Origin of the sequence: Umezawaea endophytica (assembly GCF_025061645.1) — a bacterium.
GTDB classification, from domain to species: Bacteria; Actinomycetota; Actinomycetes; order Mycobacteriales; family Pseudonocardiaceae; genus Umezawaea; species Umezawaea endophytica.
Genome location: NZ_JANYMP010000011.1, coordinates 23097 through 44742, shown reverse-complemented (window position 1 = coordinate 44742; position 21646 = coordinate 23097). Strand labels below are relative to the sequence as shown.

General features: G+C 69.8%; 20 protein-coding genes. 16 read left to right on the top strand and 4 right to left on the bottom strand.

Annotation, left to right across the window (positions count from 1 at the left end):
* The first annotated feature begins 19 nt into the window (after positions 1-19).
* Complete coding sequence (locus NZH93_RS22855) at positions 20-919, top strand: AurF N-oxygenase family protein (protein ID WP_259625216.1); 900 nt, start codon at positions 20-22, stop codon at positions 917-919.
* Positions 892-1701, top strand: a complete 810-nt coding sequence (locus NZH93_RS22850; protein ID WP_259625215.1) for an alpha/beta fold hydrolase — start codon at positions 892-894, stop codon at positions 1699-1701. Before NZH93_RS22855 ends, NZH93_RS22850 begins: the two co-directional genes overlap by 28 nt.
* Before the next feature lie 299 nt (positions 1702-2000).
* On the opposite strand, the gene NZH93_RS22845 is transcribed toward NZH93_RS22850, so the two are convergent.
* Positions 2001-2651, bottom strand: coding sequence for a TetR/AcrR family transcriptional regulator (locus NZH93_RS22845; protein WP_259625214.1), 651 nt, complete (start codon positions 2649-2651; stop codon positions 2001-2003).
* A 146-nt stretch (positions 2652-2797) separates the two neighbouring features.
* On the opposite strand from NZH93_RS22845, the gene NZH93_RS22840 reads away from it, so the two are divergent.
* The 4 genes from NZH93_RS22840 to NZH93_RS22825 all read left to right on the top strand — a co-directional run bounded on the left by NZH93_RS22840 (position 2798) and on the right by NZH93_RS22825 (position 7185).
* Positions 2798-3781, top strand: a complete 984-nt coding sequence (locus NZH93_RS22840) for an alpha/beta fold hydrolase (RefSeq protein WP_259625213.1) — start codon at positions 2798-2800, stop codon at positions 3779-3781.
* A gap of 43 nt (positions 3782-3824) precedes the next feature.
* Positions 3825-4928, top strand: coding sequence for a DUF3152 domain-containing protein (locus NZH93_RS22835; protein ID WP_259625212.1), 1104 nt, complete (start codon positions 3825-3827; stop codon positions 4926-4928).
* Between the two features lie 121 nt (positions 4929-5049).
* On the top strand, positions 5050-6222 hold the full coding sequence (gene moeZ / locus NZH93_RS22830) for an adenylyltransferase/sulfurtransferase MoeZ (protein WP_259625211.1): 1173 nt from the start codon (positions 5050-5052) through the stop codon (positions 6220-6222).
* Positions 6223-6318: 96 nt separating this feature from the next.
* Positions 6319-7185 (top strand): MerR family transcriptional regulator, encoded by an 867-nt coding sequence (locus NZH93_RS22825; protein ID WP_259625210.1) that lies wholly within the window; start codon positions 6319-6321, stop codon positions 7183-7185.
* A 54-nt stretch (positions 7186-7239) separates the two neighbouring features.
* On the opposite strand, the gene NZH93_RS22820 is transcribed toward NZH93_RS22825, so the two are convergent.
* Positions 7240-7818 (bottom strand): snapalysin family zinc-dependent metalloprotease, encoded by a 579-nt coding sequence (locus NZH93_RS22820; RefSeq protein ID WP_259625209.1) that lies wholly within the window; start codon positions 7816-7818, stop codon positions 7240-7242.
* 204 nt (positions 7819-8022) lie between these two features.
* On the opposite strand from NZH93_RS22820, the gene NZH93_RS22815 reads away from it, so the two are divergent.
* The 6 genes from NZH93_RS22815 to nirB all read left to right on the top strand — a co-directional run bounded on the left by NZH93_RS22815 (position 8023) and on the right by nirB (position 16870).
* Positions 8023-8241 (top strand): hypothetical protein, encoded by a 219-nt coding sequence (locus NZH93_RS22815; RefSeq protein ID WP_259625208.1) that lies wholly within the window; start codon positions 8023-8025, stop codon positions 8239-8241.
* A 69-nt stretch (positions 8242-8310) separates the two neighbouring features.
* A complete protein-coding gene (locus NZH93_RS22810; protein WP_259625207.1) occupies positions 8311-9108 on the top strand; it encodes a TIGR02569 family protein in 798 nt (265 codons plus the stop codon).
* A 158-nt stretch (positions 9109-9266) separates the two neighbouring features.
* Positions 9267-11249 (top strand): molybdopterin oxidoreductase family protein, encoded by a 1983-nt coding sequence (locus tag NZH93_RS22805; protein WP_259625452.1) that lies wholly within the window; start codon positions 9267-9269, stop codon positions 11247-11249.
* Positions 11246-12703 (top strand): FAD-dependent oxidoreductase, encoded by a 1458-nt coding sequence (locus NZH93_RS22800; RefSeq protein ID WP_259625206.1) that lies wholly within the window; start codon positions 11246-11248, stop codon positions 12701-12703. The genes NZH93_RS22805 and NZH93_RS22800 overlap by 4 nt, the downstream gene beginning before the upstream one ends.
* 202 nt (positions 12704-12905) lie before the next feature.
* The gene (locus tag NZH93_RS22795; RefSeq protein ID WP_259625205.1) at positions 12906-14261 is read left to right on the top strand and encodes an MFS transporter; all 1356 of its coding nucleotides are present in this window, start codon (positions 12906-12908) and stop codon (positions 14259-14261) included.
* A gap of 116 nt (positions 14262-14377) precedes the next feature.
* Entirely contained in the window at positions 14378-16870 is a 2493-nt protein-coding gene (nirB, locus tag NZH93_RS22790; RefSeq protein WP_259625204.1) for a nitrite reductase large subunit NirB, read from the top strand.
* Positions 16871-16973: 103 nt separating this feature from the next.
* On the opposite strand, the gene NZH93_RS22785 is transcribed toward nirB, so the two are convergent.
* Positions 16974-18116, bottom strand: coding sequence for an RNA-guided endonuclease InsQ/TnpB family protein (locus NZH93_RS22785; protein WP_259625203.1), 1143 nt, complete (start codon positions 18114-18116; stop codon positions 16974-16976).
* A 122-nt stretch (positions 18117-18238) separates the two neighbouring features.
* Between NZH93_RS22785 and nirD the strand changes: the two genes are divergently transcribed.
* The 4 genes from nirD to NZH93_RS22765 all read left to right on the top strand — a co-directional run bounded on the left by nirD (position 18239) and on the right by NZH93_RS22765 (position 20827).
* Positions 18239-18583, top strand: coding sequence for a nitrite reductase small subunit NirD (gene nirD / locus NZH93_RS22780; RefSeq protein ID WP_259625202.1), 345 nt, complete (start codon positions 18239-18241; stop codon positions 18581-18583).
* Entirely contained in the window at positions 18580-19704 is a 1125-nt protein-coding gene (locus NZH93_RS22775) for a uroporphyrinogen-III synthase (RefSeq protein WP_259625201.1), read from the top strand. The genes nirD and NZH93_RS22775 overlap by 4 nt, the downstream gene beginning before the upstream one ends.
* A 32-nt stretch (positions 19705-19736) precedes the next feature.
* Complete coding sequence (locus NZH93_RS22770) at positions 19737-20381, top strand: sirohydrochlorin chelatase (RefSeq protein ID WP_259625200.1); 645 nt, start codon at positions 19737-19739, stop codon at positions 20379-20381.
* Between the two features lie 65 nt (positions 20382-20446).
* The gene (locus NZH93_RS22765; RefSeq protein ID WP_259625199.1) at positions 20447-20827 is read left to right on the top strand and encodes a hypothetical protein; all 381 of its coding nucleotides are present in this window, start codon (positions 20447-20449) and stop codon (positions 20825-20827) included.
* Between the two features lie 119 nt (positions 20828-20946).
* Here NZH93_RS22765 and NZH93_RS22760 read toward each other — a convergent pair whose 3' ends face one another.
* Positions 20947-21276, bottom strand: coding sequence for an MGMT family protein (locus tag NZH93_RS22760; protein ID WP_259625198.1), 330 nt, complete (start codon positions 21274-21276; stop codon positions 20947-20949).
* Positions 21277-21646 lie beyond the last annotated feature (370 nt).

Below are 21646 nucleotides of genomic sequence, written 5' to 3'. Positions count from 1 at the left end.
AATCCACGCGGAGGACCTGATGACGAGGCCCTTGAAGGTCGCTGATCGCGAGAAGACCGCGGAACGGCTGCTCAACTCCTCGGCAGACAAGTTCTACGACCCCGAGGTCGACATCGACTGGGCCGCGCCCCTGGTCGACGGCCTGCGGTACACGCCGGAGCACCGCTGCTCCCTCTACGGCACGCCGCTGTGGGACCGGATGAGCGAGGACCAGCGGATCGAGCTGAGCAAGCACGAGATCGCCAGCATCGCGAGCGTCGGCCTCTGGTTCGAGATCCTGCTGATGCAGATGCTCCTCAAGGAGGTCTACCGCTCCGACCCGACGACCATGCACGTCCAGTACGCGCTGACCGAGATCGCCGACGAGTGCAGGCACTCGACCATGTTCGCGCGCATGGTCGACAAGATCGGCTGCCCACCGTACGGCCCACCCGCCCACGTACACCGCCTGGGACGCCTGCTACCGGTGATCGGCTACGGCCCCGCGCTGTACGGCTCGATCCTGGTGGCCGAAGAGGTGCTGGACCGCTTGCAGCGGGAAACGATGGCCGACGAGACCGTGCAACCGCTGGTCCGGATGGTGAACCGCATCCACGTGCTGGAAGAGGCAAGGCACGTGCGCTTCGCCCGCGAGGAGGTGGTTCGCGGCATGGCAACCGTGTCGAAGGCAGAACTGCCCTACCAACGCTGGCTGCTGGCCACCGTGGCCATGTTCATCACCCGCAGCATCATCAACCCGAAGGCCTACAAGGCAGTAGGCCTGGACGCCGCCGAGGCACACCGCGCCGCACTGGGAAACCCGGCCTGGCAGGAGACGATCCGCTGGTCGGGCGAACGCATCATGAAATTCCTGGACGAGGTGGGCTTGGTGGGAAAACCGGGAACACGAGCATGGCGACGCTCGTTCCTGCTGCCGTGAAGGTCAAGGACGGCACGGAACTGAACGTCGTGATCAGCGGACCACCGTCCGACGTGACGGTGGTCCTGCTACACGGCTGGACCTTGGACCTCACATCATGGAACAAGGTGGCCGAGTCACTCCCCGGCCGCGTACTCCGGTACGACCACCGAGGCCACGGACATTCGGGCGGCGGCACAGTGAGAACACTGGACCAACTGGCCGACGACCTGGCAGAAGTCCTGGAAACCCACGCACCAAACGAAAACCTGGTGCTAGCAGGCCACTCCATGGGCGGCATGACGATGATGGCACTGGCAGAACGCCACCCACAGGTCTACGAACGCGTACAAGGCGCGGTCTTCGTAGCCACATCACCAGGATCCCTACCACCAGTGCGAGCGATGGAGCAGCTACTGGGCCGCTGGCTCGCCCGCCGCACAGCACTGGGCTTCGCCCGCACCATGCCACTAGGCCTGAGAGCAATGCTCTTCGGCAAACGAGCAAACTGGAAAGACGTAGCAGCCACCTCAAAAATGATCTCCCGGTGCACAGGCAACGCCTTCACCGACTTCCGCTACGAACTAGCAACCCACGACCGCGCAAAAGCACTGGCAGAACTAACATCCATACCAGCAGCAATCCTGGCAGGCAGCTCAGACCTGCTAACCCCACCACGACACGCAAGAGCCATCGCAACCGAACTACCACAAGCAGAACTCGTGATCTACCCAGGAGCAGGCCACATGCTCCCCATGGAACGTGCAACAGAAGTAGCAGCACGCATCAAGCGCTACCTCTAACCACACAAACCTGGTGGCCCACTACGAGGCCGGCACCCACCGCCCTAGAACCGTGGCCGATTTTACTTGGGGGATTCGACCCTTAAACTTTCGCCGGGCGGCAGCTTCACCCTCCGCCCTTAGTGCCCGGCGAAGGGTCGAATCTAGGGGCCCCAAGTCAAATCGGCCACACCACGCTGGAACCGGACCCGCAGCCGGTGACCCCGCTGAGACTTGACTCGCAGCCGCCGACCCTGCTGGAACCCGCAGCCACCCCCACATGACCCCGGCGGAACCCGGAACCAGCCGCCCCCACAACCTCAATGCTGCAAAGGGAACCCGCCACCGATCCCCCGCCAAGCGAGGTTCGAGATCAGGTTCACCGCCTCTTCCTTCGGCACCTTGCGATCATCCGCCAACCACGCCCGAGCCGTGACCTGGCTCAACCCCACCAACCCGGTGGCCAACAACCGAGCCCGATCCTCATCCAACCCGGCATCAGCCGTGATCGTCTCCGTGATCGCGTCCACGCTGTCGGTGGTAGCCCTCTCCACGGCCTGAGCCACAGCGGGCTCCCCCCGAAGATCCGACTCGAAGACCATCCGGAACGCCTGCCCCTCCCCGTCCACGAAGTCGTAGAACGCGGCCACGGCGGCGTGGACCCTCAGCTTGTTGTCCGTGCTGGACTCGATCGCCCCGCGCACCCGAGCGACCAGTTCGTCCACATGGGACTCCAGGAGCGCCATGTACAGCTCCAGCTTCCCGGGGAAGTGCTGGTACAGCACGGGCTTCGACACACCCGCCCGCTCGGCGATCTCGTCCATCGCGGCGGCGTGGTAGCCGTTGTTCACGAACACGTCCTGCGCCGCGGCGAGCAGTTGCGCCCGGCGCGCGGTGCGCGGGAGCCGCACTCCGCGTCCGGCCGGGGTGCTGCTCTGGTGCCCAACCGCAGTCTGGGCCGTCTCCGTCATCGTGCCTCCAGCCAGGTCATCGCAGAGCCTGCGAGGAGTGTGCCCCCCGCCGCCCGACGGCAACCTTACTCGCTGGTAGCCCTCTTTCGTGAACGGTGCTTCCCCCGTTCTCGTCCAGCGGGCGGCTGACCAGGCATCCTGGAGTGATGACCGACATGTTGGAGACGGCTCGGCCCGCCCTCACCCGTGTGCCGCTGTCCGCTTCGCCGCTGCCCCCGCTCGACACGAGCGTCCGCCCCTACGTCGGCGAGCGGGTGGTGGCAGGCAAACACCGGCTGTTCGTGCGGCACACGCCGGGCAACGCGGCGGCGACGGCGGTCTACGTGCACGGGCTCGGCGGGTCGTCGACCAACTGGACGGACCTGTCGACGCAGCTCGCGGGGTACGCGGATGGGTACTCGCCGGACCTGCCGGGGTTCGGGCGGTCGGAGCCGGAGGCGGGTTACGACTACAGCATGGTGGCGCACGCGCGGACGATGATCGACTACGTCGAGTCGCTCGACCGCGGCGCCGTGCACCTCGCCGGGAACTCCATGGGGGGCACGGTGGCGCTGATCGTGGCCGTGCTGAGGCCAGACCTGGTGCGCACGCTGACGCTCGTGTCGCCGGCGATGCCGGACCTGCGGCCCAGCCTGCGGCGGGTGTCCGACCCGAGGTTGCCGCTCACGATGCTGCCGTTCATCGGGCCGTCCATGCAGCGCAGGCTGGACGCGCTCGGGCCGCGGGCGCGGACCGAGCAGGTCATGCGGCTGTGCTTCGCCGATCCGGGGGTCGTCCCCGAGCACCGGATCGTGGAGAGCATGGAGGAGGCGGCCGAGATGGGTGGGCTGCCGTGGGTGAACGCCGCCCTGAACGGCAGCACGCTGTCGCTGTTCCGGATGTGGGTCACGTCGGGGCAGCGGTCGATGTGGCGGCTGGCACCGCGGGTGAAGGCGCCGTCGTTGGTCGTGTGGGGGGCGGAGGACCGGTTGATCAGCGTCCGCCGGGCGCCGCGGACGGCGAGGCTCCTACCACGCGGACGGCTGCTCGTGCTCCCCCGAACCGGTCACGTCGCCCAGATGGAGCGGCCCATCTCCGTCGCACGGGCCATGCTCGGCATGTGGGAATCGGTGGAGGAGCAGACGTGGTGATGGTGTGCCGGCCACCGTACGGGGGATGTGGGACCCTGACCCGGTGAACCGGACGACAGAGGGAGGCCGTGGCCCGTCGGGCAGGCGCCACCCTTCCGCGGACGTTCGGGCGTCGGCCCAGCACCCGTCGGAGGAGCGCTACCGCCGCGGCGCGCGCCGGACCAGTGCGGAACCGCTGGCCGCGTCCTGGGAACCCGACCCGGCCGAAGCCGAGGAGTACCGCCCGCGCCGACGCCGCACGGGTGTCGCGGGCCTGGTGTCGAACTACGGCTGGCGGGTCTACGCCATCCCCGTGCTGCTCGTGCTGACGCTGCTGGTCGTGCTGGACAGCGCGGTGCCCGCCTCGTTCCAGATCGGCGCCGCGGGTCTCGGCGGCGGTGACGGCACCAGCGGCGGCACCGGCGGGGGCACCGAACCCCGGTCCGAGCAGACGTCGGCGAACGTCAAGTCGCCCGCCGCGTCCGAGACGCCGCCGCCGAAGCTGGACCTGAACATCCCGACCGCCGTGCTGCCCGACGGCCCCCCGTACTCCGAGAACGGCGCGGGCACGTGGCAGGTCATCCCCGGCACGACCGACCCGGTCGGCCAGGGCAAGCTCTACAAGTACGCCATCGCCATCGAGGACGGTGTCCAACCTGGCGACTACGGCGGCGACAAGGACGCGTTCGCGCGGACCGTCGCGTCGTTCCTGGGGGACAACCGGAGCTGGGTCGGCACCGGCGAGGTCAGCGTGCAACGGGTCGACGGCACCACGAAGGCCGACTTCACCATCAGCCTGACCAGCACGAACACCACCCACCAGATCTGCGGCTTCCAGATCCAGTACGAGTCGTCGTGCTGGGACCCGAACATCAACCGGGTCATCATCAACACCGCCCGCTGGCTGCGCGGCGCGAAGGCGTTCAGCAACGACATCTCGTCGTACCGCCAGTACGCCATCAACCACGAGGTCGGCCACGCGCTCGGCCACGGCCACGAGGCGTGCCAGGAGGCCGGGGCGCCCGCGCCGGTGATGATGCAGCAGACGTTCGGCGTGTCCAACGACTACGTGGCCCAGCTCAACGAGGTCGACGTGACCAACAAGGGCGTCGTCCCCGCCGACGGCAAGACGTGCACGACGAACGCGTTCCCCGTTGCGCCCAAGTAGCCGAGCAGCAGCCCGGCCGAGCGGCCACGTCCACCGGTTGGGACGACTTCCCATCCGGGAAGACGAACGGGCAGTCTGGTGTTGTCCGATTTACGAGGACATGTTTCGTCGAGGAGGACAGATGGCGCTTCCGCCGCTCGTGGAGCCCGCAGCGGAGCTGACCAAGGAAGAAGTCGCGCGGTACAGCCGGCACCTGATCATCCCGGATGTCGGGGTGGACGGGCAGAAGCGCCTGAAGAACGCGAAGGTGCTGGTCGTCGGCGCGGGTGGCCTTGGCAGTCCCGCCCTGCTCTACCTGGCCGCGGCCGGTGTGGGCACGTTGGGCGTTGTCGACTTCGACATCGTCGACGAGTCGAACCTGCAGCGCCAGGTCATCCACGGTCAGTCCGACGTGGGCAAGCCCAAGGCCGAGTCCGCGCGCGACTCCGTGGCCGAGATCAACCCGTTCGTGAAGGTCAACCTGCACCAGGTGCACCTGAACTCGGAGAACGCGCTCGACATCTTCCGCGACTACGACCTGATCCTGGACGGCACGGACAACTTCGCCACCAGGTACCTGGTCAACGACGCCGCGGTGCTGCTCGGCAAGCCCTACGTGTGGGGCTCGATCTTCCGGTTCGAGGGCCAGGTCAGCGTCTTCTGGGACGACGCCCCCGGCGGTCAGGGCCTGAACTACCGCGACCTCTACCCCGAGCCGCCACCGCCGGGCATGGTCCCGTCGTGCGCCGAGGGCGGCGTGCTGGGCGTGCTGTGCGCGTCCATCGGGTCGATCATGGTGACCGAGGCGATCAAGCTGCTCACCGGCATCGGCGACCCGCTGCTCGGGCGGCTCATGGTGTACGACGCGCTCGACATGACCTACCGGACCATCAAGATCCGGAAGGACCCGGAGAGCCCGAAGATCACCGAGCTGATCGACTACGACGCGTTCTGCGGCGTCGTGTCGACGGACGCGCAGGAAGCGGCGGCGGGCAACACCATCACGCCGCTGGAGCTCAAGCACAAGCAGGACGCGGGTGACGACTTCCTGCTCGTGGACGTGCGCGAGCCGCACGAGTTCGAGATCGTCCGCATCCCCGGCTCGGTCCTGATCCCGAAGGACCGGATCCTGTCCGGCGAGGCGTTCGCCGAGCTGCCGCAGGACAAGCAGATCGTGCTGCACTGCAAGTCGGGTGCCCGGTCCGCCGAGGCGTTGGCCGCGCTGCACAAGGCCGGGTTCTCCGACGCCGTGCACGTGGGCGGCGGCGTGCTCTCCTGGGCGCGCGAGGTCGACCCCAGCCTGCCGACCTACTAGGTCACCGCTCGACCGTTCGACGAAGAGGCCGCTCCCGACCGGGGGCGGCCTCTTCGCGCTTGCGCCTCCCCCTGGGGGAGGGGTGAGGCTGGTGCCGTGCACACGATCGGCGACCTGGCCCACCGGACCGGCCTGACGGTGAAGGCCATCAGGTTCTACGCGGACACCGGCCTGGTCCCGCCGACCGCCCGCAACCAGGCGGGCCACCGCGTCTACGACGCCACCGCTGCGGCTCGGCTCGCACTGGTGAAGACGCTGAGGGACCTGGGGCTCGACCTGCCCGCGATCCGGCGGGTGGTCGACCGGGAGGCCACGCTGGCCGCCGTGGCGGCGGCGCACGTCGAGGCGCTGGAAGCCCGGATCCGCACCCTCAGGCTGCACCAGGCGGTACTGGGCCTGGTGGCGAGGCGCGGCACGAACCCCGAGGAGGTCGAGGTCTTGAAGGAGTTGGCCACGTTGACCGAGGCCGAGCGAAAGCGACTGATCGTCGAATTCATCGACAGCGCATTCGACGGTGTCAATTGTGAATTCGACGGGATCGCCCGCTCGTTGACACCGGAACTGCCGAACGACCCCGAACCGGAACAAGTCGAGGCTTGGGTGGAATTGGCGGAAATGATCAGCGACCCGGATTTCCGCATGCTGATGAGACGCCTGGCCGAACACCACGTGAGCGGTGCCGTGCCGGGTGCCGTTCCCCGTCCTGGCGTCGTCGCCGTGCTCCACGAGCGGGTCCGGCCACTGGTCGCGGCCGGTGTCGCTCCCTCCGCACCGGAGGGCGCGGCCGTCGTCGCCGAGGTGTCGGCGCGGTGGCCGGGCGACCTGGCGGCGCTGGTGGAGACCGTGAACGACCCCCGCCGCGAGCGCTACCTGCGGCTGCTGGCGGCGGTCAACGGCTGGGCCGCGCCGGAGAGCGCGCGGCCGGTGCTCGACTGGGTCGCCGAAGCACTGCGGGCCGGGTAGCGAACCGCGTGGCGGGCGACCTCAGGGTGGTCGCCCGCCACGCGGTTCAGGTCATCAACCGGCCAGCGCGAGCGCCAGCGACGGGTCGAAGATCGTCGTCGTCCAGACGTCGGACTTGGTCGACGCGAGACCGTTGGCCCACAGTGCGTTCACCCTGGAGACCTCGGCTGCGTTCGGCACGGCGACCGTGCAGGACGTGCCGGGGCCGCCACCGGACATCAGTTCGGAGCAGGGGCCGGAGTAGTGGTCCGGCAGGCCGAGCGCGTGGCCCGTCTCGTGGGCCGCGATGCGGGTCGGGTTGTACTGCCTGGCCTGGGTGAAGTCGATGAAGATGTACCCGCGGCCGTGGCCGTTGGTGCTGGCGTAGGACCCGCGCGAGTCGTTGCCCTCGCGGTAGGTCAGGGTGGCGGCCGAGGCGTTCTCGACCAGCTTCACGTTGGTGACGCGGGCGTTCCAGTTGGCCGCGCCCTGGCGGATCACGGACCGGAACGTCGGCGCGCTGGCCGTGCTGTAGTACACGTTGACCGCGGCCGCGGTGATCGGCGCGGGCTGGGCGGACGCCTGCACGGCGCTGAACGGGGTGAGGACGGCCGCCGCTGTCAGGGCGACTGTCACGAAAGCTTTCTTGAACACAGGGTGTCTCCTCGCAAACAGGGAAAACGCAGGGAAGCCGCGAGGCTCAATTTCCAAAATAGGGGTCCGGGGAGATACGGCAACCCGTCAAAAGGAGGAATCGGTGAGTTGATCACTAACCGCGTCAGCGGATTGACAATCGCCGATGCGGAGGATTCGGACACGGAGGTCGGAATTCGGCGTTCCGCGGGTTACGGTTTCCGCGTGGCACCCAACCTCGCGCGGCTCCGCTCGACGTACGAACGGCTGCTCGACCGGCTCGCGCGCTGGACGGTCTACCCCCTCGAACGCTTCAACGACCGCCTGGACGACCTGGCCCGCAGCCGCGAGGACGGCGGCTTGTCCCCGGTGGCGCTCGTGGCGTGGTGCGCGGTGAGCGGCTTCGGGCTCATCGCGATGGCCGTGCTGTTCACCCGCTGGTGAAGTGGCACGGTCCGTGGCCGGTCCCTGCCTCCACCACCTGAACGGTGGAGGCAGGTAGCGTGCCGGTCCGTGACCCCAACTCCGGAGCCGCCCCCGTCGCACGTGCGTGCGGCCTTCGGCGCGAGAGACGCCGAGCCGGAGTTGATCGACGGCGGACCCGTCTGGCGCTGCGGAGAAGCGGCGATCCGCCCCGCGACCAACCCGGCCGAAGCCACCTGGGTGGCGAAGACCCTCGACGCGCTGTCGGTTCCGGACCTGCGGATCGGCCGCCCGCTGCGGTCGACCGACGGCCGGTACGTGGTCGGCGGCTGGGCGGCGACGAAGTACCTGTCGGGGCGGGCCGAACCGCGCCACGACGAGGTGGTCGCCGTGGCGGAACGCCTGCACCACGCGACCGCCGACCTGCCGAAGCCGCGGTTCCTGGGCTCGCGGACGGACCTGTTCGCGGTCGCGGACCGGTGCGCGTGGGGCGAGGAGAAGCCCGACCTCGATCCCGAGCTGGGCGGCCGGATGTTCGAGGTGCTGGGGGTGTCGCGCAAGCCGGTGGCGACGAAACCGCAGGTCGTGCACGGTGACCTGTTCGGCAACGTGCTGTTCTCCGGCTCGGGGTCGCCCGCGATCATCGACTTCACCGCGTACTGGCGTCCGGCGGAGTGGGCGGCGGCCGTGATCGTCGTCGACGCGCTGGCGTGGGGCGGGGCGGACCGGGGCATCGTGGAACGCTGGGGCCACCTGCCGGACTGGCCGCAGGTGCTGCTGCGGGCGACCCTGTTCCGGCTGGCCGTGCACGCGCTCCACCCGAGGTCGAGCCGTCAGTCGCTCGGCGGGCTGGACCGGGCGGTGCACCTGGTGTCCGAGCTGCTCTAGGCGTCACCTCACCGCGGCGGGACCCGGTAGGAGCAGGCAAGTTCGTCTCGGCGAAACACGCTGCCTTCCAGCGTTAACAGCTCCTTCCTAGCGTCGGGCGGGTGACTGACTCCCCCGGAATCGCCACGCACTGCCCGTACTGCGCCTTGCAGTGCGCGATGACGCTGACGGACGGCCAGGTGTCACCGCGGGAGTTCCCGACGAACCGCGGCGGCCTGTGCCAGAAGGGCTGGACGTCGGCCGCGCTGCTCACGTCGCCCGCCCGGCTGACGACACCGCTGATCCGCCGCTGCGGCGTCCTGGAACCCGCGACCTGGGACGAAGCACTCGACCTGGTGGCCACGACGCTCGGTGAGCTGCGGGCCGAGCACGGGCCGGACTCGGTCGGCGTGTTCGGCGGCGGAGGGCTGACGAACGAGAAGGCGTACGCGCTGGGCAAGTTCGCGCGGGTCGCGCTGGCCACCTCGCAGGTCGACTACAACGGCCGGTTCTGCATGTCGAGCGCCGCGGCGGGCGGGACGCGGGCGTTCGGGCTGGACCGCGGGATGCCGTTCCCCGTCGAAGACCTGGGGAAGGCCGACACGATCCTGCTGGTCGGGTCGAACCCGGCGGAGACGATGCCGCCGTTCGTCCAGCACCTGCGCCGGTCGAACCTGGTCGTCGTCGACCCCCGCCGCACGGCCACCGCCGAGCTGGCGACGCTGCACCTCCAGCCCGCCCCCGGCACCGACCTGGCGCTGGCGCTGGGACTGCTGCACGTCGTGGTCGCGGACGGCCACCTGGACAAGGACTACCTGGCCGAGCGCACGACCGGGTTCGACGAGGCGTGGCAGGTCGTCGCGGGGTGGTGGCCGGAACGGGTCGAGCGCGTCACCGGCGTGTCCGTCGCCGACCAGCGCGTGGCCGTCCAACTGCTGGCCGACGCCGAGAACGCGTACGTCCTCACCGGGCGCGGCACCGAGCAGCACGCCAGCGGCTCGGACGCCGTGTCCGCGTGGATCAACCTCGCCCTCTCGCTCGGCCTGCCCGGCACGCGCGGCTCCGGCTACGGCTGCCTGACCGGCCAGGGCAACGGCCAAGGCGGGCGGGAGCACGGGCAGAAGGCCGACCAGCTCCCCGGCTACCGCAAGATCGACGACCCGGCGGCCCGCGCGCACGTCGGCGGCGTGTGGGGCGTCGACCCGGACGACCTGCCCGGTCCCGGCCGATCCGCGTACGAGCTGCTCGACGCGCTCGGCACGCCGACGGGCCCGAAGGCGCTGCTGGTGTTCGGCAGCAACGTCGTGGTGTCCGCCCCGCGCTCCGACCACGTGGCCGACCGCCTGGCCGACCTGGACCTGCTGGTGGTGGCCGACCTCGTGCTGTCCGAGACGGCCGCGCTCGCCGACGTGGTGTTCCCGGTCACGCAGTGGGCCGAGGAGAGCGGCACCATGACCAACCTCGAAGGCCGGATCCTGCTGCGGCAGCGGGCCGTCGAGCCGCCGGAGGGCGTGCGGAGCGACCTGGACGTGCTGCGGGGCCTGGCGATCCGGCTCGGGCAGCCCGAGGAGCGGTTCCCGGTCGAGCCGGAGGACGTGTTCACCGAGCTGCGCCGCGCGTCGGCGGGAGGCGCGGCCGACTACTCCGGGGCCACCTACGACCGGCTGGCGAGCGGCGAGGCCCTGTACTGGCCGGTGCTCGGCCCCGGCAGCTCGCCCCGGATGTTCCTCGACCGGTTCGCGCACCCCGACGGGCTGGCCCGGTTCATCCCGGTCGACCACCGAGGCCCGGCCGAACCGCCGGACGCCGAGTACCCGGTGCAGCTCACGACCGGGCGCGTGCTCCAGCACTACCAGTCCGGCGCGCAGACCCGGAACGTGCCGGAGCTGAACGACGCCGTGCCCGAGGCGTACGTCGAGGTGCACCCGGACACCGCTGCCCGCGCCGGACTGGCCGAGGGCGCGCTCGCCGCCGTCGTCTCGCGCCGCGGCCGGATGGAGGCGCGCGTCCGGTGCGTGGCCTCGATGCGGATCGACCTGCTGTTCCTGCCGTTCCACTTCGCGGGCAGCGGCCGGGCGAACCTGCTGACCAACCCGGCGCTGGACCCGACCAGCCGGATGCCCGAGTTCAAGGTGTGCGCCGTCCGATTGGAGCCAGCGTGAGACGAGTCGTGGTGGTCGGCTACGGCATGGCCGGGGCGAGGTTCGCCGACGAGGTGCTGCGCCGTGATCCGTCGGTGGCGCTGACCGTGCTCGGCGAGGAGCGGCACCCGGCCTACAACCGGGTGCTGCTGTCGAGCGTGGTCGCCGGATCGATGACGGCGGACTCCGTGCGGCTGCACGGGAAGGACTGGGCGGCCGACCACGGCGTGGACCTGCGGCTGGGCGTGACGGTCACCGGGATCGACCGCGCCAGGCGGGTCGTGCTGATCGACGGAGAGGAGGAGGTCCCGTACGACGCGCTGGTGCTCGCGACCGGCGCGCGGTCGTGGATCCCGCCCACGGACGGCCTGCGGAAGCCGGACGGTTCGCTCGCGCCCGGCGTGGTGTCGTTCCGGTCGATGGAGGACTGCGAGCAGATCATCGACGCCGCGCTGCCCGGCACGCCCGTGGCCGTGCTGGGCGGGGGGCTGCTCGGACTGGAAGCGGCGCGGGGGCTCGCGGGGCGCGGGTGCCTGGTCACCGTCGTGCACCCGGTCGGGCACCTGATGGAGCGGCAGCTCGACGCGGGGGCCGGTCGGGTGCTGGCGCGGTCGTTGGGGGAGCTGGGGATCGAGTTCCGGCTGGGCGCGCTGGCGGTGGAGTACGTGGCGGGCGACGGGCTCGTGCTCGACGACGGCAGCCGGGTGCCCGCCGAGCTGGTCGTCGTGTCGGCCGGTGTCCGGGCCGCGACGGAGATCGCCTCCGACGCCGGGATCGCCGTGGACAAGGGCGTCCTGGTGGACGACGCCCTGCGCACCGACGACCCGCGCGTGCACGCCATCGGCGACTGCGCCCAGCACGTCGGCACGGTCTCCGGTCTCGTGCAGCCCGCGTGGGAGCAGGCCGCCGTGCTCGCCGACCGGCTGACCGGTGTCGCGCCCGCCGCCCGGTACCGCGGCACGTCCGTGGTGACCAGGCTGAAGGCCCGCGACATCGACCTGGCCGCGCTGGGCGACGTGCACGTGGACCTGGACTGCCCGGACCACGAGGTCCTGTGCTTCCAGGACCCCGCGCGCGGCCGGTACGCGAAACTGGTGCTGCGCGACGACTTCGTGATGGGCGCGATCCTGATCGGCGCGCCCGACGCCGCCGCGGCGATCACGCAGTTGTACGACCGGGGGTTGGCCGCGCCGACGGACCGGCTGGCGTTGTTGCTGGGGCGGGCTTTGACGCCCGAGGTCGCCAGCAGTCCCGCCGACCTGCCCGCGTCCGCCGTGATGTGTAAGTGCAACACGGTCAGCAAGGGCCAGTTGGTCACGGCCTACCGCGGTGGCGCGACGTCCGTGTCGTCCTTGGTGGAAGCCACCAGGGCCACCACCGGGTGCGGGGGCTGCAAGGACGCGGTCTGCGGCTTGGTCGACTGGCTCAACCGTGCTGATGGACGCTCCTCCGGAGACGTCGGTTCGGCCGCCTGAGGTCGGCAGTTCGGCCGTGATTTCTCCGATGCCGGGGACTTCGTCGCCGACACCGGAGAAATGACGACCGACCTACCGACGCGACCTCACAGCCTGAAATCCCACGAGTGCGGCGGAGTTGCCGTTGTCGACACCTGTCCGAACACCGGGGTAACGGACCGTTCCTACGGTCTTCCCCAACGCCGTTCCAGGAGGTCAGCGCATGAGCACAGTCGTGGAGACCCAGGTCGCCGAACCCGCGTCCGCGCCTCGCGGCAAGCGGTGGATCGACCGGTGGGAGCCGGAGGACCCGGAGTTCTGGGAGCGGACGGGCAAGAAGATCGCCCGCAAGAACCTCGGGTTCTCGATCCTGGCGGAGAACCTGGGTTTCAGCGTCTGGGTGCTGATGAGCATCGTGGTGGTGAGCCTGGGGTCCGTCGGGTACGCGTTCAGCGTCGGCCAGACGTTCTGGCTGCTGATCGTGCCCAACCTGGTCGGCGCCGCGCTGCGCGTGCCGTACACGTTCGCGGTGCCGAGGTTCGGCGGCAGGATGTGGACGACGATCAGCGCGGGCCTGCTGCTGATCCCGTGCGCGATGCTGACGTTCGCCGTCGTCAACGACGGCACGCCGTTCTGGTTCTTCCTGCTCACCGCCGCGGCGATGGGCCTGGGCGGCGGCAACTTCTCGTCGTCGATGGCGAACATCTCGTTCTTCTACCCGGAGGGCAAGAAGGGCCTGGCGCTCGGCCTCAACGCGGCGGGCGGCAACCTCGGCGTCGCCGTCACGCAGCTCATCGTGCCGGTGGTCATCACCATCGGCACCGGCATCAACCTGGCGTACTCGGCGCTGATCTGGATGCCGTTCATCGTGCTCGCCACGGCCTGCGCCTGGTTCTTCATGGACAGCCTCACGCAGGCCAAGCCGGACGGCGTCTCCTACCAGCGGGCACTGTCCAACAAGCACACCTGGGTCATGTCCTTCCTGTACATCGGCACGTTCGGCTCGTTCATCGGCTTCTCCTTCGCCTTCCCGTCGCTGATCAAGATCAGCTTCGTGGACTTCAAGTCCTACGTGGCGCTGGCGTTCCTCGGCGCGCTGATCGGCTCGGTCGCCCGCCCGTTCGGCGGCTGGATGGCGGACCGCTTCGGCGGCGCCCGGATCACGCTCTTCACGTTCGTCGGCCTGGCACTGGGCACGATCGGCGTGATGGTGAGCGTGGACACGGCGAGCTTCCCGCTGTTCTTCTGCTCCTTCATGGCCCTGTTCGTGCTGGCGGGCATGGGGAACGGGTCGACCTACCGGATGATCCCGGCGATCTTCGCCACCCAGGCCGACGACGTGAAGTCGGCCAAGCGGCAGGCCGCGGCGGTCGTCGGCATCGCGGGCGCGATCGGCGCCTTCGGCGGCGTGCTGGTGAATCTGGTCTTCAAGTTCTCGCTGGAGGGCAGCGGAACGCTGACCCCGGCCCTGATCGCGATCCTGGTGTTCTACGGCCTGTGCGTGACCACGACGTGGTGGTTCTACCTGCGCAGCCGGGTCTTCGTGCGGATGCCCAGCCTCGCGCACGCCGGCGTGTGACGCACAACGCTCCGACGTGCGGCGTGAGTTCGCGTTAACACCCGCGAAACACGTGTGCACCTGGCACGACACGGTTCCCGGTGAGCATTGGCCGGGCGGAGGGAGGATTGGTTCACATGACGCGAACGCTAGTCGTGGTCGGCCACGGGATGGTCGGACACCGCCTGGTACAGGCACTGCGCGACCGGGACGCCACCGACCAGTGGCGGATCGTCGTGTTCGCCGAGGAGAACCGCCCCGCCTACGACCGCGTCGCGCTGTCGTCCTACGTGGACAAGTGGGACGCGGGTGACCTGGCGCTGGCACCGCACGGCGACGAGGTCCAGCTCCGGCTCGGCGACCCCGTGCGGCACGTCGACCGCGCGGCCAAGACCGTCACCACCGCGAGCGGGCTCGTGCAGCCCTACGACACGCTCGTGCTCGCGACGGGCTCGTACCCCTTCGTGCCCCCCGTCCCCGGCCGCGACCTGCCCGGCTGCCACGTCTACCGCACCATCGAGGACCTGGACGACATCCGCGCCACCGTCGCCAAGGCGCACGGCGGTGGTCGCCGCGCGGGCATGGTGCTCGGCGGCGGGCTGCTCGGCCTGGAAGCCGCGAACGCGTTGCGCGGTATGGGTTTGTCGCCGCACGTCGTGGAACTCGGCCCGCGCCTGATGCCGCTCCAGGTCGACGAGGGCGGCGCCGGACTGCTCAAGCGGCTGGTCGAGAAGCTCGACCTGACCGTGCACACCGGCACCTCGGCGTCGTCCATCGAACGCGACGGCGAGCGGCTGTTCGCCAAGCTGTCCAACGGACTCGAACTCGACCTGGACGTGGTCGTGTTCTCCGCGGGCATCCGGCCGCGCGACGACCTGGCCCGCGAGTTCGGCCTGGAGGTCGGCGCGCGCGGCGGCGTCGTGGTGGACGACACGTGCCGCACGTCCGACGAGAACATCTACGCCATCGGCGAGTGCGCGTCGATCGGCGGCGTGGTCTACGGGCTGATCGCGCCCGGCAACTCCATGGCCGACGTCGTCGCCGACCGGCTACTCGGTGGCAGCGCGGTGTTCCCCGGCGCGGACACCTCGACCAAGCTCAAGCTCATGGGCGTCGACGTGGCCAGCTTCGGCGACGCGCACGCGGCCACCGAGGGCGCGCTGGAGGTCGTGGTCAACGACGCCGTCGCGGGCACGTACGCGAAGGTCGTCGTCTCGGACGACGCGAAGACGCTGCTGGGCGGCGTCCTCGTCGGCGACGCGGGCGCGTACCCGCTGCTGCGACCGCTGGTCGGGCGGGACATCCCCGGCGACCCGGTGACGCTGATCGCGCCGTCGTCCGGCGGCGTCGAACTGGCGCTGCCCGCTGATGCCCAGGTGTGTTCGTGCCACGCGGTCACCAAGCAGGACATCACCGACGTCATCCACTCCGGCGAGTGCAAGGACGTCCCGGCGCTCAAGGCGTGCACCAAGGCGGGCACGGGCTGCGGGTCGTGCGTGCCTATGCTGAAGAAGCTCCTGGAGGAGTGCGGCGTCGAGCAGTCCCGTGCGCTCTGCGAGCACTTCGACCACTCGCGCGCCGACCTGTTCGAGATCGTCCGCGCCGCGGGCATCACGACTTTCAGCGCGCTCATCGCCAAGCACGGCCGCGGCCGGGGCTGCGACATCTGCAAGCCCGCCATCGCGTCGATCCTGGCGTCGCTCGACCGCGGCCACGTGCTCGACGGCGAGCAGGCGACGTTGCAGGACACCAACGACAAGTTCCTGGCGAACATCCAGCGCAACGGCACGTACTCGGTCGTCCCGCGCATCCCCGGCGGGGAGATCACCGCCGAGAAGCTGATCGTCATCGGCGAGGTCGCGCGGGACTACGGCCTGTACACGAAGATCACCGGCGGGCAGCGGATCGACCTGTTCGGCGCGACCGTCGACCAGCTCCCGGAGATCTGGAAGCGCTTGGTGGACGCGGGTTTCGAGTCCGGGCACGCGTACGGCAAGGCGCTGCGGACGATCAAGTCGTGCGTCGGCACGACGTGGTGCCGCTTCGGCGTGCAGGACTCCGTCGGACTCGCCATCGAACTGGAACTGCGCTACCGCGGCCTGCGCGCCCCGCACAAGATCAAGTCCGCGGTCTCCGGCTGCGCGCGCGAGTGCGCAGAGGCCCGCAGCAAGGACTTCGGCGTCATCGCCACCGAGAACGGCTGGAACCTCTACGTCGGCGGCAACGGCGGCTTCACCCCGCGGCACGCCGACCTGCTCGCGACCGACGTGGACACCGAGACCCTGGTCAAGCTGATCGACAGGTACCTGATGTTCTACGTCCGCACCGCGGACCGCTTGCAGCGCACCGCTTCCTGGATCGAGGCGATGGACGGCGGCCTCGACCACCTGCGCGCCGTCATCGTCGACGACAGCCTGGGCATCTGCGCGGACCTCGAAGCCGCGATGGAGGTGCACGTCGCGAGCTACGCCGACGAGTGGCGAGGCGTGCTCGACGACCCCGAGAAGCTCTCCCGCTTCAGCTCGTTCGTCAACGCACCGGGCACCCCCGACCCGACGATCTCCTTCCGTGAGGAGCGCGGGCAGCGGGTACCGGTGTCGCTGGGTATACCGGAGGTGGCAAGCAGTTGACCTCATCCCCGTCCCGGAGGACTGGGGATTCCGTTCGCCTCGCGGCGGACAGTTCCTGTTTCTTCTCCCCTTGGAAGGGAGGTTCCGACAGATGCCTCGCCGACTAGCGCCGGTTTGGTTTGATTCCGTCTCCGCAGGCAGCGGCCGCCCGTCCGGCGGCCAGGATGTTCCGTGCGGCGTTGACGTCCCGATCGTGGATGTCCTCGCAGCCGGGGCAGGTCCATTCCCGCAGGTGCGGCGGGAGTGTGTCGAGCAGGTGTCCGCAGGACGAGCAGGTTTTGCTGGAGGGGTACCAGCGGTCGACGGTGATGACCGTGCGGCCGTACCAGGCGGCTTTGTAGGTCAGCATGGAGCGGAACCTCGACCAGGAGGCGTCGCTGATGGCGCGGGCCAGGGTGTGGTTGCGGACCATGTTGTGGACGGCCAGGTTCTCGATCACGATCGTTTGGTTCTCACGAACGAGTCGAGTGGTCAGCTTGTGCAGCAGGTCCTGTCGTCGGTCGGTGATCCGGGCGTGCACGCGGGCGACTTTGGTGCGGGCTTTGTCCCGGTTGTTGGAGCCTTTGGTTTTGCGGGCCAGGTTGCGTTGCGCGCGGGTCAGCGCCGCCCGCTCGCGGTGCTCGTGCCTCGGGTTGGCGATCTTCTCCCCGGTGGACAGGGTCAGCAACGACGTGAGCCCGGCGTCGATGCCGATCGCGGTCGTCAGCGGTGTGAGGTGGTTGATGGTGGTCTCGACCAGGATCGACACGTGCCATCGACCGGCCGGGTCCCGCGACACCGTCACCGTGGAGGGTTCGGCGCCCTCGGGCAGCGGACGCGACCACACGATCGCCAACGGCTGGTCCATCTTGGCCAGGGTGAGATGGTCGTCGCGCCATCGGAACCCGGACCGGGTGTACTCGGCCGATGCTCGCGACCGTTTGCGGGACTTGAACCTCGGGTAGGCGGCACGGTTGTCGAAGAAGTTGGTGAACGCCTTCTGCTGGTGTCGCAGGCACTGCTGCAACGGCACGGAGGAGACCTCGTTGAGGAAGGCGAGTTCGTCGGTCCGCTTCCACGTAGTGAGCAGCGCCGAGGTGTCGCCGTAGCCGACTCTGCGCTGCTCCTGGCGCCACGCGGTGGTGCGGGCCTCCAACGCCCGGTTGTAGACCAGGCGGACGCAGCCGAAGGTCCGCGACAGCTCCACCGCTTGCTCGTCGGTGGGGTGGAAGCGGTAGCGGTACGCGCGCTTCACCACCCCCGACACGTCCCCCAGACTATCCGGTCCACCGATGGGGACCGGAGCGACCTGTCTATTTTGGACTCGATTGTTCCCGGATCGGCTCCTCCTCGGCTTGACGGCCGGGACATCCACCGATTGGAGTTTCGATGACCGCAGTGGTCGAACTGACGTGGACATCGGTCTGCGCGTGGGACGCGCTCCAGCCGGAGGCCGGGGTTGCGGTGCTCTTGCCCGACACCTCGCAGGTGGCGGTGTTCCGGACGTTCGACGGGGCGCTGCACGCCGTCGCGAACGTGGACCCGTTCAGCGGTGCCTCGGTGCTGTCGCGCGGGATCGTCGGTGATCGCGGTGGGGTGGCCGTCGTGGCGTCGCCGATCTACAAGCAGGCGTTCGACCTCCGGACCGGTGCCTGCCTGGACGACCCGACCGTGTCGATCGCGGTTCACCCGGTGCGGGTGCTCGACGGCATCGTGCAGGTGGGGTCCCCATGATCTCCCTCGACGTCGCGCCGCTGGCCGGGTACACGGTCGGCGTCACCGCCGCCCGCCGGGCCGACGAGTTGGCCGCGCTGCTGGAGCGCAAGGGCGCCACGGTGATCCAGGGGCCCGCGATCCGGATCGTGCCGCTGACCGACGACACCGAGCTGTTGGCCGCGACCAAGCGGCTGGTCACCGAGCCGGTCGACGTCGTGGTCGCGACGACCGGGATCGGCTTCCGCGGCTGGATCGAGGCCGCTGAGGGGTGGGGTCTCGGGGCGCGGCTGCTGGATCGCTTGGCCAGCAGTGAACTGCTCGCCCGCGGGCCGAAGGCGAAGGGCGCGGTGCGCGCCGCCGGGCTGACCGAGGCGTGGTCGCCGGACTCGGAGAGCAACGCGGAACTGCTGGAGCACCTGCTGCGGTCCGGTGTGGACGGTCGGCGAGTCGCCGTGCAGTTGCACGGGGAACCGCTGCCGCACTTCGTCCGCACGCTGCGCGAAGCGGGTGCGGAGGTCGTGGAGGTGCCGGTCTACCGGTGGACCGGGCCCGCGGACCCCGGCCCGCTGCACCGGTTGCTGGACGCCGTGCTGGCCAGGCAGGTGGACGCGCTGACGTTCACCAGCGCCCCGGCCGCCGCGAGCGTGCTCCAGGTGGCGCGGGACACTGACCGGTTCTCGGCACTCGTGGACGTGCTGCGCAAGGACGTGCTGGTGCTCGGCGTCGGGTCGATCACCGCGGGACCGCTGGTGGACCTCGGTATCCCCGTCGTGCAGCCCGCGCGGGCCCGGATCGGGGCCATGGCACGGGAACTGACGCTGGCGCTGCCGGAACGCGCCGTGCGGCTGCGGATCGCGTCGCGGGAGGTCGAGATGCGCGGCCAGGCCGTCGTGGTGGACGGGGAGTTGCGGCCCGTCGCGCCCGCGCCGATGGCCGTGCTGCGGGCGCTGGTCGAGGCGCGGGGCCGGGTGGTGTCGCGCAAGGACCTGCTCGCCGCGCTGCCCGGCGGTGGTGAGGAGCACGCGGTGGAGACGGCGATCGGACGGCTGCGGACGGCGCTGGGCGAACCGCGGATGGTGTGCACGGTCGTGAAGCGGGGCTACCGGATGGCCATGGAGCCGTCCGGCGTGGCGGTCTGAGTGAGGGGTGGACGGCGGTGACGCTGGTTCTGGTGGCACACGGGACTCGGGACCCGCGCGGGGCCGTGGTGGTCGAGGAGGTCGCCGCGCTGGTGCGGGACCGGCTCGGCGGTGTGCGGGTGGAGGTCGCCTACGCCGACGTGCGGCAGCCCGACGTGACGACGGTGGTCGGCGGGGTGGACGGGCCGGTGGTCGTGGTGCCCGCGTTCCTCGCGGCCGGGTACCACGTGCGGGTCGACGTGCCGGAGCAGATCGCGGCCAGCGGGCACGGTGACGTGGTGGTGACCGAGCCGATCGGGTCGGCGCTGCTGCCCGTCGTCCGGGAACGGTTGCGGGAAGCCGGGTCGCGGCCGGGGGACGCGGTGGTGCTGGCGGCGGCGGGGTCGTCGGACCCGCGGGCGTTGGCGGACGTCGTCGGCGTGGCCGGGGTGCTGGGGGCCGAGGTCGGGTACATCGCGACCGCGTCCCCGACCGTGGGGGAGGCCGTGGCGGCGTTGAAGGCGCGGGGGCGGCGGGTCGCGGTGGCGTCCTGGCTGCTGGCGCCCGGACTGTTCCACCAGCGGTTGGCCGACGTCGGGGCTGATGTGGTGGCTGAGCCGATCGGCGCGCACCTGCGGGTGGTGGACGCGGTGCTGCTGCGGTACTACGAGGCTCGGTGCTTCCTCCAGGTTGCTTGAGGAATAGGTTGACGGGTCAACTGGTTGTGCGGGGTGTGACCCCTACGGCTGATGAGGAGCCTGACATGACCGACGTGTTCGAGCTCGTTCGTCTCGGCCGCGAATTCCGCGCGGCGGGCGACCCGAGCAACGCGGCGCGCTTCCTGGCGGAAGCGGCCGAAGCTGTTCCGGCTGACCGGGCTGTGCTGACTGAGTTGGCGTTGGCGCATTTTCAGTCCGCGTCGTTGGGTAACGCTGAGCGGGTGTTGCGGGTTTTGGTGGGTCTTGACCCTAGTGATGGGTATGCGCGGTTGTTGTTGGGGAGGACGTTGAGCAGGCAGGGGAGGCCTGGGGAGGTGTTGCCGGAGCTTCGGTTGGCGGCTGCTTTGAGTCGGGATCCGGAGGTTGTGGCTGAGGTGGAGCGGGTTGAGGCTCGGGTTGGGGTGAGGGTGAGGGTGAGGGTTTAGGAGCGGTTGGGGGGTTAGGTGCGGGTGGGGCGGGTGCCCTCTTCGGGAAGTTCTCGGAGGGGGCATTTGGCTGTTTGGGGGGCGGGGGAGGGAGAGGGAAGACTAGGGGAGGGAGAGGGTTAGAAGAGGGAGGGTGGGTCGTCTTCGGATTTTGCCTTGGCGGCGTCTTCCCAGCGGTAGGTGTGGAGGTTGATTTTGCCGTCGTTGGACAGGACGCCTTCTGCTGCTAGTCGTTGGAGTTGTTCTTCGGCGATGTGGGGGGCGCAGGTGCCGTTGGCGCGGAGGACTCTGTGCCAGGGGACGTCGTGGCCGTCGTGGTTGAGGACTTGGCCTACGAGTCTTGGGGAGGGGGCGCGGGAGAGGTCTGCTACGTCGCCGTAGGTCGCTACTCGGCCTGAGGGGATCTTGCGTACGACGTCGCGGATTTGTTCGTGCAGTTCTTCGTCCACGGGGGTGATTCTGGCAGTTGGGTAGGTGGTGGGGTGGCCGGGTTCCAGCGGGGGGTGGCCGATTTGACTTGGGGCCCCTCTTTTTGGCGCTGGTCGGGCCAAAACGGCAGGTGGAGAGCTTGCCGCCCGACTGAGTTTAGCGCCAAAAACCCCAAGTAAAATCGGCCACGGTTGGGTGGGGGCGTGCGGGGAGCGGGTGGTGGGGTTCTCTGGCGGAAGCTTGTGGGTGGTGGGTGGGTGGGTGGGTGGGTGGGGCCGTGGCTGTGGCGCGGTTTGTGGGTGAGCGCAGGCCGGGTGGTGGTCGGGGGTGGGTGGTGGTGGCTGTGGGGGAAGTTGGCCGCGTGGTGGTGGCTGTGGGTGAAATTGCAGG